Annotated in this window: 14 protein-coding genes; 7 read left to right on the top strand and 7 right to left on the bottom strand. The window is 42.4% G+C overall.

The window, feature by feature from the left end:
• Positions 1 to 125: 125 nt before the first annotated feature.
• From lolA1 to I595_RS02280, 6 genes are all read right to left on the bottom strand, one after another.
• Entirely contained in the window at positions 126 to 776 is a 651-nt protein-coding gene (gene lolA1, locus I595_RS02305; RefSeq protein WP_054557768.1) for an outer membrane lipoprotein periplasmic chaperone LolA1, read from the bottom strand.
• Between the two features lie 2 nt (positions 777 to 778).
• A complete protein-coding gene (locus I595_RS02300; protein WP_054557767.1) occupies positions 779 to 3,166 on the bottom strand; it encodes a DNA translocase FtsK in 2,388 nt (795 codons plus the stop codon).
• 60 nt (positions 3,167 to 3,226) lie between these two features.
• Complete coding sequence (locus I595_RS02295) at positions 3,227 to 3,592, bottom strand: diacylglycerol kinase family protein (RefSeq protein WP_054557766.1); 366 nt, start codon at positions 3,590 to 3,592, stop codon at positions 3,227 to 3,229.
• Positions 3,585 to 4,091, bottom strand: coding sequence for a thiol peroxidase (gene tpx / locus I595_RS02290; RefSeq protein WP_054557765.1), 507 nt, complete (start codon positions 4,089 to 4,091; stop codon positions 3,585 to 3,587). The genes I595_RS02295 and tpx overlap by 8 nt, the downstream gene beginning before the upstream one ends.
• Before the next feature lie 85 nt (positions 4,092 to 4,176).
• The gene (gene nhaC / locus I595_RS02285; RefSeq protein ID WP_054557764.1) at positions 4,177 to 5,652 is read right to left on the bottom strand and encodes a Na+/H+ antiporter NhaC; all 1,476 of its coding nucleotides are present in this window, start codon (positions 5,650 to 5,652) and stop codon (positions 4,177 to 4,179) included.
• Positions 5,653 to 5,722: 70 nt separating this feature from the next.
• On the bottom strand, positions 5,723 to 6,946 hold the full coding sequence (locus I595_RS02280) for an aminotransferase class I/II-fold pyridoxal phosphate-dependent enzyme (protein ID WP_054557763.1): 1,224 nt from the start codon (positions 6,944 to 6,946) through the stop codon (positions 5,723 to 5,725).
• Between the two features lie 146 nt (positions 6,947 to 7,092).
• Between I595_RS02280 and I595_RS02275 the strand changes: the two genes are divergently transcribed.
• The 3 genes from I595_RS02275 (at position 7,093) to I595_RS02265 (ending at position 9,768) form a co-directional block, all read left to right on the top strand.
• Positions 7,093 to 7,551: an Lrp/AsnC family transcriptional regulator gene (locus tag I595_RS02275; RefSeq protein ID WP_054557762.1), complete on the top strand. Its 459-nt coding sequence runs from the start codon at positions 7,093 to 7,095 to the stop codon at positions 7,549 to 7,551.
• A 77-nt stretch (positions 7,552 to 7,628) separates the two neighbouring features.
• Complete coding sequence (gene lpdA / locus I595_RS02270) at positions 7,629 to 9,035, top strand: dihydrolipoyl dehydrogenase (protein WP_054557761.1); 1,407 nt, start codon at positions 7,629 to 7,631, stop codon at positions 9,033 to 9,035.
• A gap of 10 nt (positions 9,036 to 9,045) precedes the next feature.
• A complete protein-coding gene (locus I595_RS02265) occupies positions 9,046 to 9,768 on the top strand; it encodes a hypothetical protein (RefSeq protein ID WP_054557760.1) in 723 nt (240 codons plus the stop codon).
• A gap of 403 nt (positions 9,769 to 10,171) precedes the next feature.
• On the opposite strand, the gene I595_RS02260 is transcribed toward I595_RS02265, so the two are convergent.
• Entirely contained in the window at positions 10,172 to 11,368 is a 1,197-nt protein-coding gene (locus tag I595_RS02260; protein ID WP_054557759.1) for an acyltransferase family protein, read from the bottom strand.
• Positions 11,369 to 11,496: 128 nt separating this feature from the next.
• Here I595_RS02260 and I595_RS02255 point away from each other — a divergent pair, with 128 nt between their 5' ends.
• From I595_RS02255 to I595_RS02240, 4 genes are read left to right on the top strand one after another with little or no spacing between them, the layout of a single operon-like run.
• Positions 11,497 to 12,036 (top strand): NADPH-dependent FMN reductase, encoded by a 540-nt coding sequence (locus I595_RS02255; RefSeq protein WP_054557758.1) that lies wholly within the window; start codon positions 11,497 to 11,499, stop codon positions 12,034 to 12,036.
• Positions 12,037 to 12,039: 3 nt separating this feature from the next.
• Complete coding sequence (locus tag I595_RS02250; protein ID WP_054557757.1) at positions 12,040 to 13,356, top strand: anthranilate synthase component I family protein; 1,317 nt, start codon at positions 12,040 to 12,042, stop codon at positions 13,354 to 13,356.
• A 9-nt stretch (positions 13,357 to 13,365) separates the two neighbouring features.
• On the top strand, positions 13,366 to 14,673 hold the full coding sequence (gene tilS, locus I595_RS02245) for a tRNA lysidine(34) synthetase TilS (protein ID WP_054557756.1): 1,308 nt from the start codon (positions 13,366 to 13,368) through the stop codon (positions 14,671 to 14,673).
• Entirely contained in the window at positions 14,661 to 16,649 is a 1,989-nt protein-coding gene (locus I595_RS02240; RefSeq protein WP_054557755.1) for a protein-disulfide reductase DsbD family protein, read from the top strand. The genes tilS and I595_RS02240 overlap by 13 nt, the downstream gene beginning before the upstream one ends.
• The last annotated feature ends 139 nt before the right edge of the window (positions 16,650 to 16,788 follow it).

Raw genomic sequence — 16,788 nt, 5'->3', positions numbered from 1 at the left:
ACGAACGAAGCGACAAAATTATAAAGAAAGCGGCTTAAGATGTAACGGTCGAGAAGCTTCAATGCCTTTAGTGCGTCTTATGGTTAAAACCTACTTTATCCCAGATGGGAGGTGGTGCAATTACATCAGTTCCTAATAATGTAATAGCCCTCTGATTTGTATTTGGCCTCATCAAAGGTAAATAAGCTTTTTGATAGGGGCTGGTTGGTTTTGAAAGAATTAACTGTAATGGTGGTTTTTGTACCGCTTTTACCCGTTTCTATCAGTTTGTGGATATGTTTGGTCTCCGCATCAATACCCAGTAAAATGCTAGCTATTTCCGTATTGGTATCAATAGGGGTAAGTTTAACGAACTGGATTTTCCTGCCTTGGACATTCTGCAAAATATCCCAGGCATAGCGGTGTCCTTCCTTGTAAAACGTTAACATTTTGGAGGGGGTTACCGTGTTTTCCCCTTCACTTGGGTTTTCAATGGTAACCTCTTCATTGTCCGGCACGATGGTATACACTTTAGAGCCATCAAACATGGCCTGAGCCCCAAAAAGGTCTACCAAGTATTTATCCCCATTTAGGAAGGCTTTACCCTGCACCTCACTTTTGGTATTGGTTTCAGCGTTTTCCAAGGTATAGTTGAACGCGATTTCAATGTTGTCATAGCTAATCACTTTACTATATACCTCATCCAGTAGTGCTTTTGCTTTTTGTGCATTCTGTGCGTTTAGGGAAAACGCCGTGGTCATTAGCGCCAAGAACCCTATTCCTATTTTTTTGCTCATCATTATGGTGTGTTTTTTTCGTTCTCTAACAATTGTTCCAAGGCCATTAAATCCGGTACCAAGACCTGTCTGGCCTTACTTCCTTCAAACGGACCTACAATGCCTGCCGCCTCTAGTTGATCAATGATTCTGCCGGCCCTATTGTATCCCAGTTTTAATTTTCTTTGGATAAGTGACGCGGAGCCTTGTTGTGCGATTACAATAACCTCTGCGGCTTCCTTAAAAAGGCCATCCCTATCCGATATATTGTAATCAACACTCGTGCCAGAATCCTCGCCTACATATTCCGGTAGTTCGTGCGCACTTGGATAGGCGCGTTGAGACCCAATAAATTCCGTGATCTTAGCAACTTCTGGAGTGTCCACAAAAGCACACTGTATCCGGGTTACGTCATTTCCTTGGGTATAGAGCATATCGCCACGTCCTATCAATTGGTCTGCGCCCTGTGCATCCAAAATGGTTCTGGAATCTATCTTAGAGGTGACCCTGAATGCGATGCGCGCAGGAAAATTTGCTTTAATAAGTCCGGTAATCACGTTTACCGATGGCCGTTGGGTGGCGATGATCAAATGAATTCCTATGGCCCTGGCCAATTGTGCCAATCTGGCAATGGGCGCTTCAACTTCCTTTCCAGCCGTCATGATCAAATCTGCAAACTCATCCACCACTAAGATAATGTAGGGCAAAAATTTATGACCATCATTTGGGTTAAGTTTTCTTGCCTTAAATTTAGTATTGTATTCCTTTAGATTACGGACCATTGCCAATTTCAGAAGTTCATAGCGATTGTCCATTTCAATACATAGGGAATTTAAGGTATTGATGACCTTGGTATTGTCCGTAATAATAGCTTCTTCTGAATCTGGTAGCTTCGCCAGAAAGTGCCGCTCTATCTTATTGAATAATGTGAGTTCTACCTTCTTAGGGTCTACCAACACAAATTTTATTTCAGCAGGATGCTTTTTGTACAACAGCGAGGTGATAACAGCGTTAAGACCAACGGATTTTCCCTGTCCGGTGGCACCCGCCATCAATAAATGCGGCATCTTGGCCAAATCTACCACAAAGGTCTCATTGCTTATGGTCTTGCCAAAGGCTATGGGCAGTTGCATTTCGGCCTCTTGAAACTTCTTGGACGCTATGACGGAACGCATGGAAACAATGGTCGCATTTTTATTGGGAACTTCAATACCTATGGTCCCTTTTCCGGGAATTGGGGCAATGATTCTAATCCCTAGGGCTGCCAAGGAAAGTGCAATGTCATCCTCCAGGTTTTTGATTTTTGAAATGCGGATACCTGCTTCTGGTACAATTTCATATAAGGTGACGGTGGGTCCAATAGTGGCTTTGATCTGTGCAATCCCAATTTTGTAATTTTTTAGGGTATTGACAATACGGTCCTTGTTCTCTTCCAGCTCTGCTTGGTTGATGGTGATGCCACCAGTTACGCCATGGGGGTCTAAAAGATCTAGGGTAGGGAATTTGTAGTTGCCCAATTCCAACCTTGGGTCAAACTCTCCAAAATCCTTCACCAACTGTTCCGCCTTTAAGGTTCCCTCTTCCTTTTCCTCTGCCACCTCGCTTACCTCTAAATCTATATGTTCCTCCTCTTGTGGTAGGTTGACATCCAATCCCGATTCTGGGTTTAGGGGGGGGATGTCCTTTTTATGCGTGTAGGTGTCCAATTTTAATTCTTCCTCTTCTTCCAAAGCACTATCGGTCTGTAATGTTATACTCCCATTGTTTGCCGCAGGTTGTAAAGGGGTATCCTCGGATTTAAATTCCGTCTGTAGTTGTTTTCTCTTGTCACTGAAAAATTTCCCAATAGCCTCTGGTGAAAAATTAAAAAGACGTACCAGGATGGTAATGAGCGCAAAGGCCAGTACCAATAGAATTCCAATATTTCCGATGTAATCCTGCAAGAAATCATTCATCTCATAACCCACAAGCCCTCCAAGCAAGGGTCGTTCATCAGCAAAAAAGCCAAGGGCGATAGATATCCAAATTAGCATGATCAAACCCCAAATCCATTTGCTCCAAAGCTTTAACTTGTCTAGTCCAAAGAATAGATAAAGCCCGGTAAGGGAGATTAAAATGGGAAATATAAATGCAGAAAGCCCAAACCCCTTGTAAATAAAAAAATGGCCAACAGAGGCCCCAAATTTTCGCAAAAGGTTGGTAGTTTCCGCATTGCGGTCACTAAATGCGCTAAGTCGGCTTTGGTCTTCTTGCCAGGTAAAAAAGTAGGAGATAAAAGAAATGAACAACGCTACGCTAAGGGCCATAAAAAAGGCACCAATGATGATTTTATTCTTTTTGCTAAGCTTTAGGGATACCTTTTTAGGTGCGGTTTTTGTCCCAGCTTTTGATGTTCTCCTTTTTTTGGCCATGGTGGTCGTTACAAAGCGGTAAAAGTACAAATTTACTAGGCGGCTTGCACGGAAATCAAATTAAACAAATTTTGGCAAATAAATCAGCAGGCCTACAATAACGGCAATAATTGAGGCGAGCATCACGGCCCCCGCAGAAATATCCTTGATAAGCCCAATTTTTTTATCAAAATTGGGCTGTATGTAGTCCGCTATCTTTTCAACCGCGGTATTGAGCCCTTCAATACCCATCACCAAACCAATGGAAAGGCACTGTAGTGCCCATTCTGTTGTAGAAATATTAAAATAAAGGCCTAGAGCGGTGACCATAGTGCCAATGCACAGCTGAATTTGAATACTTGCCTCGGTGCGCAGGAGTATAAACAGTCCCTTAAAGGCGTACCCGATACTTTTTAGACGATTTATGAGAAAGGGTTCCTTAGGCATCCATCAAGGCAACTAAGGCCGCTTTGTAGTTTGGTTCATCCACAATTTCACCTACCTGCTCGTTGTAAACTACCTCTCCTTTACCATTAAGTACCACTACTGCACGAGAATGAAGGCCTTGTAGGGGCCCATCCACAAACGTGACGTTATAGGCCTTGCCAAAGTTACCGTCCCTAAAGTCCGATAAGGTTTCCACCTCGTTCAAACCTTCTGCGCCACAAAACCTAGCTTGCGCAAAAGGTAGGTCCTTAGAAATGCATAAGATTTTGGTGTTTTCCAAGGCCGCCGCTTCTTGGTTGAACTGTCTGACGGATTGGGCACAAGTACCTGTGTCTATACTTGGAAAAATGTTGAGCACTACTTTCTGTCCTTTATAATCGTCAAGGGAAGCTGTGGACAAGTCGTTTTTGACCAGTGAAAAATTAGGTGCTTGGTTGCCCACTTTGGGGAGTTCACCAAGGGTATTGATGCTGTTTCCTTTTAAGGTTACTGTTGCCATATTATGGGATTTTTTATCAGGTGTGAAGGTATAAAAGTACCGTGGCAAAACCAATAAGAGTTGACCTAAAATTAACAGTTGCCGTTTAAGCCAATTTTTTTATCTTAATCTTCAGGGCCGCAAATATCATGGTCATGATAGGACTGAGCCAATTAAAAATAGCGTAGATAAAATATTCGCCCACGCCAACACCTAGAACCCCGCTATGATAGGCACCACAGGTATTCCAAGGTACCAATACGGAGGTGACCGTTCCGGTATCCTCAAGGGTCCTACTTAGATTTTCGGGGGCAAGCCCACGTTCCGCATAGGCTTTTGAAAACATTTTCCCAGGAACCACAATGGCCAGATACTGATCGGAAGCGGTCCCGTTCAGTACCACACAACTTACTCCTGTGCTTGCAAAAAGACCTACGTCAGAGGTCACCATATTTAAGAGTGATTTTGTAATTCTGGCCAATGCACCAATACCGTCCATAATACCCCCAAAAACCATGGCGCATACTATGAGCCAAATGGTACCAAGCATTCCCGCCATTCCTCCGGAAGAAAAAAGATCGTTAAGCGCGGGGTCGGTGGTTTCTATGGCGGTATCTATAGTTATGGCGTTTAGAATACCCTTGTAGCTGGATTCAAAATCCAAATGGCCCCCACCGCCTATGGAAGTGACAATGTCCGGCTGAAAAATTAAGGCGAAAACAGCTCCCAATAGGGTCCCAATCAATAAGGCCAAAAGAGGTGGTGCTTTTTTTACAATCATAAAAATGACACCCAAAGGAACCAAAAATAACCAGCCATTAATGTTAAAAGTGCCATCAATAGTTTGTAAAATGGCCTCTGTATCCGCCACACCGGAAGTATCTATGGTGAAACCAAGAATAATAAAGACGATCAAGGTAACGGTAATGGTAGGAACGGTGGTCCAGGTCATATATTTAATGTGGCTAAACAGTTCTCCTCCCGCCATGGCCGGTGCTAAGTTAGTGGTGTCGCTCAGAGGCGATAGTTTATCCCCAAAGTAAGCGCCTGACAAAACCGCACCAGCGGTCATTCCCATAGAAATCCCAAGGGCCTCCCCAATACCTACCAGTGCAATGCCAACCGTAGCTGCGGTTGTCCAACTGCTGCCCGTAGCTATGGAAATAATGGCGCAGATAATAACGCAGGCCGCCAAAAAAATGGTTGGGTTTAGAATTTGAAGTCCATAATAGATCATGGCAGGAATAATGCCACTAATGAGCCATGTTCCGGAAAGGGCACCCACCATGAGTAAAATCAATAAGGCCCCTGTGGTGGAACGCACATTCTCACCAACCTCCGCAATCATTTGTTTGTAGGATACCTTATTAAAAAATCCGACAACAGCGGCCACGGCCCCGCCTAGAAGTAAAATAAACTGATTGGAGCCACTGAGTGCATCGTCACCAAAGACGTATACGTTATAGGCCAACATACCCACCAATACAAATACGGGCAACAAAGCCTCCCAAATGCTTAATTCCTGGTTTTCAACAACCTCTTCATTTTCTCTGTATCTAGGCTTGTTTGGCTTTTGTGACATTTGGCTGGGTTTAGCAAAAAGGTAATATTACGATTTTGCCCCATGATCTGCAAGCCAACGGGCCAATTGGTCATGCAGGAACGCCTACTTCCCGTAAAATACCCAGTTGTTCCATACATTGCCTCATGGAAAGATAGGTTTGGTGAATGTCATGATCAAGTCCAATACTAAAGCGAATTAATCCGTCCGTTAATCCCATTTCCCTTTGCTCCACTTCTGGTATTTCGGAAGATGTGGAGGAACCCGGAGCACTAAACAGTGTCTTGTAAAAACCAAGGCTTACGGCCAAATACCCAAGTCTCTTTTTTTGCATGAGTTCCATAAGAGAATTGGCTTTCTTCAAAGACCCTACATCCAAGGTCATAAGTCCCCCAAAACCATAATTGGTATCCATCTGTTTTTGGAAAATATGGTGGCTAGGATGCGATGTTAAACCAGGGTAAACGACTTTTAGGCCATCTTTCTCAAATTGGGTAGCAAGGTATAGGGTGTTTTCGCTATGCTTTTTTATACGGATATGCAGGGTTCGCATATTTTTTAAAATGGAGGCAGCCCTAAGGCTGTCCAAGGTGCTTCCAAATAACATTCCTGCGCCATCGTTGACATCCTTTAGGGCCAGACAAAAATCGGTACTGGCACAGACTGCTCCCGCTACCGTGTCACTGGTCCCGTTGATAAATTTAGTTAAGCTATGTATCACAATGTCCGCACCCAATTTAGCAGCACTTATGCTTAGGGGAGAGAAGGTATTGTCCACTACCAGCGGGATACCATGCTTTTTTGCCAAACGGGAGAGTGCTTGGATATCCGCAACTTCAAGCAATGGATTGCTCACGGCCTCACAATAGATGCATTTGGTATTTTCCGTAATCTGCGCAGCAACGTTCTCTACCTTGGTAATGTCTACAAACGAAGTATGTATGTTATAGTTTTTGAGAAAATTTTTCATAAAAGCATAGGTGCCTCCGTAAATGGTCCTACTGCTGATTATATGATCTCCGGCATTGCAAAGTTGCATCAATACCGCACTTATAGCACCCATACCGCTGGCGAAAACGTTAGCACTTTCTGTTCCTTCCAAAGCAGCAAGGGCTTCGCCAAGGTATAAATTGGAAGGGGAAGAGTGCCGGCTGTAAAGGTAACATCCCTCTGTATTTCCCTCAAAAGTATCAAACATGGTCTTTGCCGATAAAAAAGTGTAGGTAGAAGAGTCGGATATGGATGGGTTAACCCCTCCAAACTCCCCAAAGTACTGTAAGGCCTGAATCCCTTCTGCAGCTTTATTCTGGTGCATAGCTTTATATTTATTCTTTAAAAATAAATTTATTTAAACAATTTATCAATTAATAATTTATTATATAGATAATAAAACTAAATTTATACATTATTTTAGGTAAATAGTTTAAAAATGTTCTATAATTTCAACTAAACCAGAACACTATTCTTATGGATGCATTGGATAAAAAATTGCTAGGACTCTTACAAGCAGACTGTAAAAAGACCACTAAAGAATATGCCCATGCACTTGGGCTTTCCACTACCGCCGTTTATGAGCGCATCAAAAGATTGGAACGGGAGGGGGTCATTACCAACTATGTGGCGTTGGTGGACAAGAAAAAAGTAGGACGGGACTTTACGGTGCTGTGCCATGTGCGGTTGATCCAACATACTAAAGACAATATTCTACGTTTTGAAAAACAAGTGCAACAACTTGATGAAGTTTCTGAATGTCATCACGTTAGCGGTGATTATGACTATATTTTAACCATCAATGTGGCAGATATGAATGCTTACCGCTTATTTATGGTCAACAAATTAACGGCAATAGATCAAATTGGGAGCACACAGAGTTCATTTGTCATTAATGCCATCAAAAAATCTACCGCGGTATATTTTTAAGAAGTGGAAAACGGCAATTTTTGTCGTTAAAAACATTTGTATTTTTGTGCTTTAAAATGCGAGATAAAAAATAAGATATGAGTCAATTTGATGTAGTGGTAATAGGTTCTGGTCCCGGTGGGTATGTAGCGGCAATTCGTTGTGCACAATTGGGAATGAAAACTGCTATCGTAGAAAAATACAGTACGTTGGGGGGAACTTGTTTAAATGTTGGTTGTATTCCCTCAAAGGCGCTTTTGGATTCTTCCCACCATTATGAGGATGCAGTAAAGCATTTTGAGGAGCACGGCATTGAGCTTCCTGGTGAGGTAAAGGTGAATCTAGAAAAAATGATAGGTAGGAAACAGGCCGTAGTAGACCAAACTACCAAAGGGATTGAGTTCCTAATGTCCAAGAATGATATTACGGTGTTTGAGGGTGTTGGAAGTTTTAAGGATGCTACCCATATTTTGGTAAAGAAAGCAGATGGCACCGAAGCCGTTCTTGAAGCAAAATATACCATTATTGCAACGGGATCCAAACCGTCTACCTTGCCCTTTATCAAAATTGACAAGGAACGGGTAATTACTTCTACCGAGGCCTTAAAGCTCAAGGAAATTCCAAAACATATGGTTATCATAGGTGGTGGGGTCATTGGTTTGGAGCTGGGCCAAGTCTATAAACGATTGGGGGCAGAGGTGTCCGTTGTGGAGTATATGGATCGGATTATCCCCGGAATGGATGCAGCACTTTCTAAAGAATTGATGAAGGTGATGAAAAAGCAGAAAGTAAAATTCCACCTCTCACACAAGGTAAAGTCCGTTGAACGAAAAGGCAACGAAGTCATTATTAAAGCAGATAATAAAAAAGGGGAAGAAGTGGTCTTTACGGGTGATTATTGTTTGGTTTCCGTAGGCAGACGGCCCTTTACCGATGGATTAAATGCCGATGCTGCTGGAGTAGAGTTAGATGACCGTGGAAGGATAGCGGTAAATGCACATCTACAGACTAGTACGGCAAACATTTATGCTATTGGTGATGTGGTCAAAGGTGCCATGTTGGCCCATAAGGCAGAGGAGGAGGGAACCATGGTCGCCGAAATTTTGGCCGGCCAGAAACCTCATATTGATTATAACCTAATCCCCGGAGTGGTATATACCTGGCCCGAGGTAGCCGCAGTGGGCAAGACTGAAGAAGAATTAAAAGATGCAGGTATTAGCTACAAAGTTGGCCAGTTTCCAATGCGTGCCTTAGGGAGGGCAAGGGCAAGTACAGATATTGATGGCTTTGTAAAAATATTGGCCGACGCCAAAACGGATGAGATCCTAGGGGTCCATATGATAGGGGCCCGATGTGCAGATTTGATTACGGAGGCGGTAACGGCCATGGAGTTTAGGGCCTCTGCAGAAGATTTGGCAAGGATGAGCCATGCCCACCCAACCTACGCTGAGGCCGTTAAGGAAGCTGCTTTGGCGGCAACTGAAGATCGTGCCCTACATATTTAAATTAAGACCGATGCGCCTTAGAACATTGTGGGTTGTTGCATTGATTGTTTTGGTCTCATGTAGTGAGGACAATGAAGATGCGATAAGAACGGAGCTCACATCAGAGGAAGTGGATTTTATAGCTGAATATGAATATGTTACCTTTAAACTGGATCCAACTTCCTTTGGTGCTCCCCTTAGTGAAAAATGGGCCAATGAGGTTAGGGTATTTCTTGATGGAGGCATTACCCCAGCATATCAAAATGAAATTGTCCAGGAATTGAATGCCATCAACACTTGGCTTACCGATGGCACCAATGTGCGCTTGGCAAACAGTTTGGCAGATGCCGATGTGCATTTATATTTAGGTCCCTCTTCTGAAATAGAAAACCTATGGCCAGATTTTTTCGGTATTGTATCCAATAGCTCATTTTCTGGCTATGCCAGCTATAGTTTTAATGCCAATTACCAGATTACCACGGGAAGGATTTGGGTCAGAACTAACGGGATGCCCATTTTTAGACATGAGTTGGGTCACATTCTTGGATTTGGTCACGGTAGCCAAACCTATTGTGGTTCTGAGTCTGCGAATACCAGAAGTTTTATGTGCTCCGGGCTTGCCCCCAACTATTCGGACTTTGATAGAGCCATTATCCAGACCCTTTACCATCCCGATATTACGGTAGGCAATAGTTTTCCGGAATTGCAGCCCACCATAGAAACGTTATTGCTGTCCGGAGAAATAACCATTTAGGTTTTGGCAAAGTTAATTTGAAAGTAACCATGATTTTCTTTATCGAAAGCGGTATTTACAATGGTTTTAAGGGATACTGGATTTTAGGCTTGTAATGAGTGTGTCCATAGGCCAATAATCCATTCACCTTATCCCTAAAAAAAAGACCGAATCATTTGAGATTCGGCCTTTTTGCATTTGGTTGGTTCGGGAAACATTTTAAGATTTGGGGAATCTTATAAAGTGGTTTTGATGTTATTTCCAACACAAATATAGACAAGCAAGTTTGCTGCGAGCGGGATTTACCGGCCAAGGGAATAATGTTGTAGTTAATTGGCAACTTATCATAGACGAAAAGAGGTTGCCCAGAGGTACCTTGGCTAAAACCCAAAATTGCGGAAAGCGTGTCTAGCTAAATAAAATGCTATCTTTTTACGGTCTTAAACAGTCTTTGCAGTACAAACCTAAGTTTCATGGCAAGGTCTGCCCCCAGCGGTTTTAGTTGTTTCCCTAGGTATGTAATATGATGGATTGCTTCATGGGTGTTTTTAGATAGTTGCGCCTTTATCAAAGCTTCGTTTTTATGATATCGCAGCGCTAGATAGGTGCACACCAGCATAAATAATAATGCTCCGATAATGGCGACGGTAGGACTGAGTTCATTGTGAAAAAATCGGTAAAGACCTAACCCGGTAAAACTACCATAGAGAATGATAAAATGTATCACATAAATTGCCAAGGTAGAACTTCCAACGTCCAAAATAATCTTATGGGTAAGGAATTGTCTGGCCGCCATAAAGAGGGAGAAAATCACCAACACATCCCCCAACCGGATAAATAAATAATTGTTTTGCTCAATGGCCTTGAACAATTCTAGCCCGGTCATACTATGCAATCCAAGGAACGCATCAGAAGAAGTAATAATAAGCAGCAGGCCCATGATTACCCCAAGCGCAATGGAAATGGGATATAGCTGTTTCACATTTTTAGATTTACTAAAAATATAGGAAAGGAACGCACCAATGGTAGCGTAGCCCAACCAAGGGATAATAGTGAAAACAGAACCGTTGGCCTTGGTAAAATAGTTTGCCGCCAATGGAGGTAAAAATTCAAAAGACCATGTTTTATATATGGGTTCAAAAAGAAACAGCACCAAGGTTGTAAGCAATAAAAGTGTAGGAAACACCCAAGGTTGTTTGCCCCAGGTAGTACTGTATAGCCCAATAATGGCCAAAATGGATAAGCCTATGCAATGAAGGACATCTACCAAATAAAAACTTTGGTACAACTCTCCGGAGAACAGACCAAAAATATTGAGACGTAGTAAGTAGCCAATCATCAGCAATTGTAAGCCGCGGCGGATTCCCTTTTTTATTCTAGGGTTATCTTTAAAATTCCCAGGTTTCTTTATTAATAGATAGGTGAACACAAAGCCAGAAACGGTAAAGAACACGGGAGCGGTAATGCCCCTAAAATACAACCAGATGTGGTACGGCAAAGACGCGGAATCCCGGAAAAGGGGGTCCAAGAGGCCGTCTATAAAATGCCCTTGTAACATCATAAGGATGGCCCAAGCCCTTATGGCATCTAAAAAATATAGTCTGGAAGACGCTTGTTGCATGACTTATATTTCATCCTATATACTTGTAAATGCGTACGTTTGGATGTTCTGGGCGCAAAATTAGATAAAATTCCAACAGTACTTTACATTTTGCGGTAATTTAGCGGAAAAGACAACTTTAGATAATTATGGCAAAGATTTTAGCATTTGCTGGTAGTAATTCTTCCACTTCCATCAACCATAAATTAGTAAAATTCACCGCATCCCTAATTAGCGAACATGATATTGAGGTGCTGGATATGACGCGATATCCTTTTGAAATGTATAGTGAGGATGCGGAACAAACACACGGTTTTTCCAACTCGCTCATAGAACTAAAAAAGGAATTTCAAGAGGCAAAGGGACTTATAATTTCCGTAAATGAACATAATGGCAACATGTCTGCCTATTTTAAGAATACCATGGATTGGCTTTCAAGGTTAGACCGTAAATTTATGGCAGATACCAAGCTGTTCTTAATGGCCACTTCCAACGGAAAACGAGGTGCCAGCACTTCTTTGGAACTCGCGGAAAAACTACTGAGCCGTTTTGGTGCCGAGACCGTTGCCCTGTTCTCGTTACCTTCTTTCTCCGAACAACTTGGGGACACTTCTGTAATCAAAGATGAGGAACTTGCCAAAGCACATGCAGATGCCCTGCAAAAATTCTTAGTTTCCTTGAAGTCATAGTTAGTGCGCACAGCAAAGACCTTTATCATTGAGGACATAGCCACCTTTAAAAAGCGTCTGCTGTATTGGAGTCATCAAAATACTCATGTGAGTTTTTTGGATACCAATGCGCACCGTATGGATACTTCTTCTTTTGAGGCTATTTGTGCGGTTGGAGCAGAGGAGGTCTTGGCAGTTAGTGAAGCCAATGCGCTACAACTACTCAGGGACTTCAAGAAAAAAACACAAGATTGGCTTTTTGGCTACATTTCCTATGATGTAAAAAACGAAATTGAAGACCTATCGTCCCAAAATTGCGATAGATTGGGTTTTAACCAACTCAGTTTTTTTAGACCTAAAAAAATCATTCTCATTAGGGAAGCCAAGGTGGAATTCCTTTATCTAAATGCGTATAAAGATAGTATCGATGCAGATTTTGAAGCGATAGGTAGGCAAACATTTTTATCCCTATCCTCCTCTGGTGACCCAACCCCACCACCTCCCAAAATTAAATTGCGGGTTACTAGGGATGCCTACCTAAATACCTTGGAAAAAGTTTTGGAAAAAATTTATCGTGGCGATATTTATGAGGTAAATATCTGTCAAGAATTTTACGCGGAAGGGACCACGATTGATGTGTTAAAAACATTTTGGCATTTGAACCAAATATCAGAAGCTCCATTTAGCTGTTTTCTAAAGGAACATGACCATTATGTTTTATGCGCATCACCGGAACGATACCTTAAAAGGGAGGGTACTCGGGTGATTTCCCAACCCATTAAGGGCACTGCTGCCAGATCTGGGAATCCAGAGGTGGATGCACACTTAAAAGGGGAATTGGCGAAAGATTTAAAAGAACGTTCTGAAAATATAATGATCGTTGATCTGGTGCGTAATGACCTTTCTCGTGTGGCTAAGGTTGGAAGTGTGGATGTAGATGAACTTTGCGCCGTTTATTCCTTTAAACAGGTACACCAAATGATTTCCACCGTTAGTGCCGAAGTAGACAAGGGGATGGATAGCATAGATATTATAAAGGCCTCCTTTCCCATGGGGAGTATGACCGGGGCGCCAAAAGTTGCTGCCATGGAAATCATCGAGGAAATGGAGCAGACCAAAAGAGGGGTGTATAGTGGGGCCGTAGGGTATTTTACACCCACCGATGATTTTGATTTTAATGTGGTCATTAGAACCATACTTTACAACAGCGATAGCAACTATGTTTCCTTTACCGTTGGGAGCGCAATTACCGCCAAGGCTATACCTTCACAGGAGTATGCAGAGTGCCTTTTAAAGGCAAAAGCAATGCGTGAGGCATTGGAATCTTCCGGAGATGCTTAATTTTGGAATATGCTAGAGGCATTTCAGGCACATATGCAAAAGACTTTTCAAGTCACTAAGGAAGATGCCTTATTGGTAGCTTTCAGCGGTGGTTTGGACAGCACCGTTCTTGCGGCTTTGTGTCTCTATTCTGGCTATAATATCGCCCTTGCCCATTGCAATTTCCATTTACGTGGGACAGAGAGCGATGGGGACGAGACATTTGTAAAACAATGGGCTGCGGAAAAGGGAGTGAAACTACATTGCAAATCTTTTAATACCAGAGAAACCAAAAAAGCAAATAACGGTTCCATTCAAATGATTGCCAGAAAGTTACGGTATGAATGGTTTGCCCAAATCATGCAAGAGGAATCCTATGGTTACCTGCTTACCGCCCACCATGCAGATGATGTTTTGGAGACTTTCCTAATTAATCTTTCCAGAGCATCGGGTCTTAAGGGCTTAACCGGAATCCCCGAAAAAAATGGCCAAATCATAAGGCCCTTACTTCCATTTAGTAAAGAGGAACTTCAAAAATTTGCCAGGGGCAAACAACTCCAATGGCGGGAAGATAGTAGTAATCTCAACACCAAATATTTACGAAATGGAATTCGGCATAATATTGTTCCACAGCTAAAAAGCTCAATCCCAAGTTTTATGTTGGCGTTTCAACAGAGCATCAACCATTTGCAAGAAGCTCAGGACGTACTTAAAAGTACACGGCTGCGGTTGCAAGCCTCCCTTTTTGTTGCAGAAAGGAATGCGGTAAGGATATCCGTTAATGAGCTGCAAAAATTAAGGCCGGCCAAGGCTTATATGCATTTGTTGTTTAAAGAGTTTGGCTTTACCGCTTGGGAAGATGTAACCGCCTTGTTACATGCGGACACCGGAAAGGTAATACAATCCAAAAGCCATAGACTTTTAAAGGATAGGAATCATCTATTACTTGCAGAGCTTAAGGATGATAAGGAAATTGAACACCACATCCAAGACAGTAAAGCTTATTTTTTGGGGCCGATGGCCATGCGATTTTCTTTGGTATCCGAAATTGGGGAAACCCATAGGAATGTTGCCTATGTGGATAAGGATTTGTTGAGTTATCCGTTAGTGTTAAGAAAGCGACAAAAAGGCGACTATTTTTATCCCTTTGGGATGAACGGAAAAAAAAAGGTCTCCAAATTTTTAAAGGACGAAAAAGTAAATGGTTTTGAAAAGAAGAACCAATGGTTACTCTGCTCTGCCGGAGCAGTGGTCTGGTTGGTGGGCCGCAGGGCGGATAATCGTTTTAAAGTAACCTTTGGAACCAAAAACATACTGAAAATAACATGGGAAGAGTGATAACGTTTTTAGGCATAAGCTTTGCTTTGCTAACCAGTTTTGGTGTTTTTGCCCAAACAGAAGAACAGCCTGCCAGTTGGAAACATAGCGTTAACTCGCTGGGAAACGAGGAATACCACCTCATCTTTGAGGCAGATATCAAGGAAGAATGGTTTATTTACTCGCTTTATACTGCGGAAGGGGGCTCTATGCCAAGTGAGTTTGAGTTTAAAAAGGCAGGTGAGGATTATGCCTTGTTGGGACCCACCGAAGAAGGGAAAACCTACAAAAAGTATACAGAGGTATTTGATGTAGAGGAAACTTTTTTTAAGGAAAAGGCTCTTTTTAAACAACGCATCAAGCGCCTACGTCCAGAGGTAAATCAAATAGAAGTGGTCTTGTATTACCAAATTTGCAAGGAAGTCTGTATTTTAAAAGAGGAGGTTTTTAACATAGCATTGGACGGTTCCACTGTTGACGCTTCACCAACAAAGGGCACTTTAGATGAACGCAGCTTGTCCATGACCAAAGCGTTAAAGCTCAATTTAAAAAATAAGGAAATCCTGAATGAAAGCAGTAGGGATGACCAAGAAGGGACATCCCAGTTATGGTTGATTTTTAGCCTGGGTTTCTTGGGAGGATTTATCGCTCTGTTTACCCCTTGCGTGTTTCCAATGATACCGTTAACGGTGTCGTTTTTTACGAAACAATCACATACCAAAGGTAAAGGGGTGGCCAATGCGCTGCTCTACGGTCTTTTTATCACCTTAATCTACTTTTTGTTAAGTCTTCCATTTCATTTGTTTGATTCTGTAGATTCACAGATACTCAACACCATTGCTACCAACATTTGGCTAAACATATTGTTCTTTGTCATTTTTGTTGTTTTTGCATTTTCTTTTTTTGGGTATTATGAGCTTACCCTTCCCAGTTCCTGGGCCAATAAGATGGATGCTGCTTCCAATAAGGTTGGTGGCGCCTTGGGCATCTTTTTTATGGCAACCACGTTGGCCATAGTTTCCTTCTCCTGTACTGGCCCCATATTGGGCGGATTACTGGGGAGCACTACTTTGGCAGAGGGTGAGGTTGCTACCAATCTTACTGCGGGCATGACAGGTTTTGGTCTGGCATTGGCCTTGCCGTTTATGTTGTTTGCCCTGTTTCCCGCTTGGTTAAACAGCCTGCCCAAATCTGGCGGCTGGATGACCACCGTTAAGGTAGTTCTGGGCTTTTTGGAATTGGCGCTGGCCTTTAAATTTCTCTCCAACGCAGACTTGGTGGGCAACTGGGGAATTCTTAAGAGAGAACTCTTCCTAGGTATCTGGATAGTTCTTTTTGTACTGCTAACGCTGTACTTATTGGGCATATTAAGATTTCCGCATGATGGCCCCCGGGCAAAATTATCGGTTGCAAGGAAAGCCATGGCAGTAGTAAGCATAGGGGTAGTGGTCTATCTTTCCCTTGGATTGTTCAAAGTATTGGATTTAAAAGTCTTAAGCGGTTTTCCACCCCCGGATTTTTATAGTTATCAGCAATCTAAAAGTGATTGCCCTCTTGGACTTAACTGCTTTAAGGATTTTGAAGAAGGGGTTGCCTACGCCAAGGCCAACCAAAAACCTATCTTATTGGATTTTACCGGTTGGGCCTGTGTAAACTGCCGTAGGATGGAGGAAAATGTTTGGAGTGACCCGGCTATTTTTCCTTTGATCAATGAAGATTATGTGTTAATTTCACTTTATGTGGATGATAGAAAGCCTTTGGCCAAAGACGATCAATTTCAGTTTCAATATCCTAGTGGAAGAATTAAGCGCATAGAAACCATTGGTCAGAAATGGGGCACCTTCCAGACCATAAACTTTAACGCCGCCTCACAACCCTACTACGTACTTCTGAGTCCTGATTTGGAAATTTTGAACCATGCCGTGCAATATGTGGATGTAGCTACCTATGGAGCTTGGCTGCGTAAGGGGCTCGCAGTTTTTGAGCCAAAGAAATAACATTGGACTTCTAAGGCAAATACTATGGAACTGGTTTTAGTGCTCCAATACCATTGCCTTCCATAAACTTAAATTGAATTTGGGTTTACCTAAGCAATTTCTGTAGAATTGGCGTAATTTTAGGACACAACTAATTTTC

It is taken from the genome of Croceitalea dokdonensis DOKDO 023 (assembly GCF_001306415.1).
GTDB lineage: Bacteria > Bacteroidota > Bacteroidia > Flavobacteriales > Flavobacteriaceae > Croceitalea > Croceitalea dokdonensis.
Note: the sequence above shows the minus strand (reverse complement) of the source record. Positions and strands in the feature narration are given on the sequence as shown.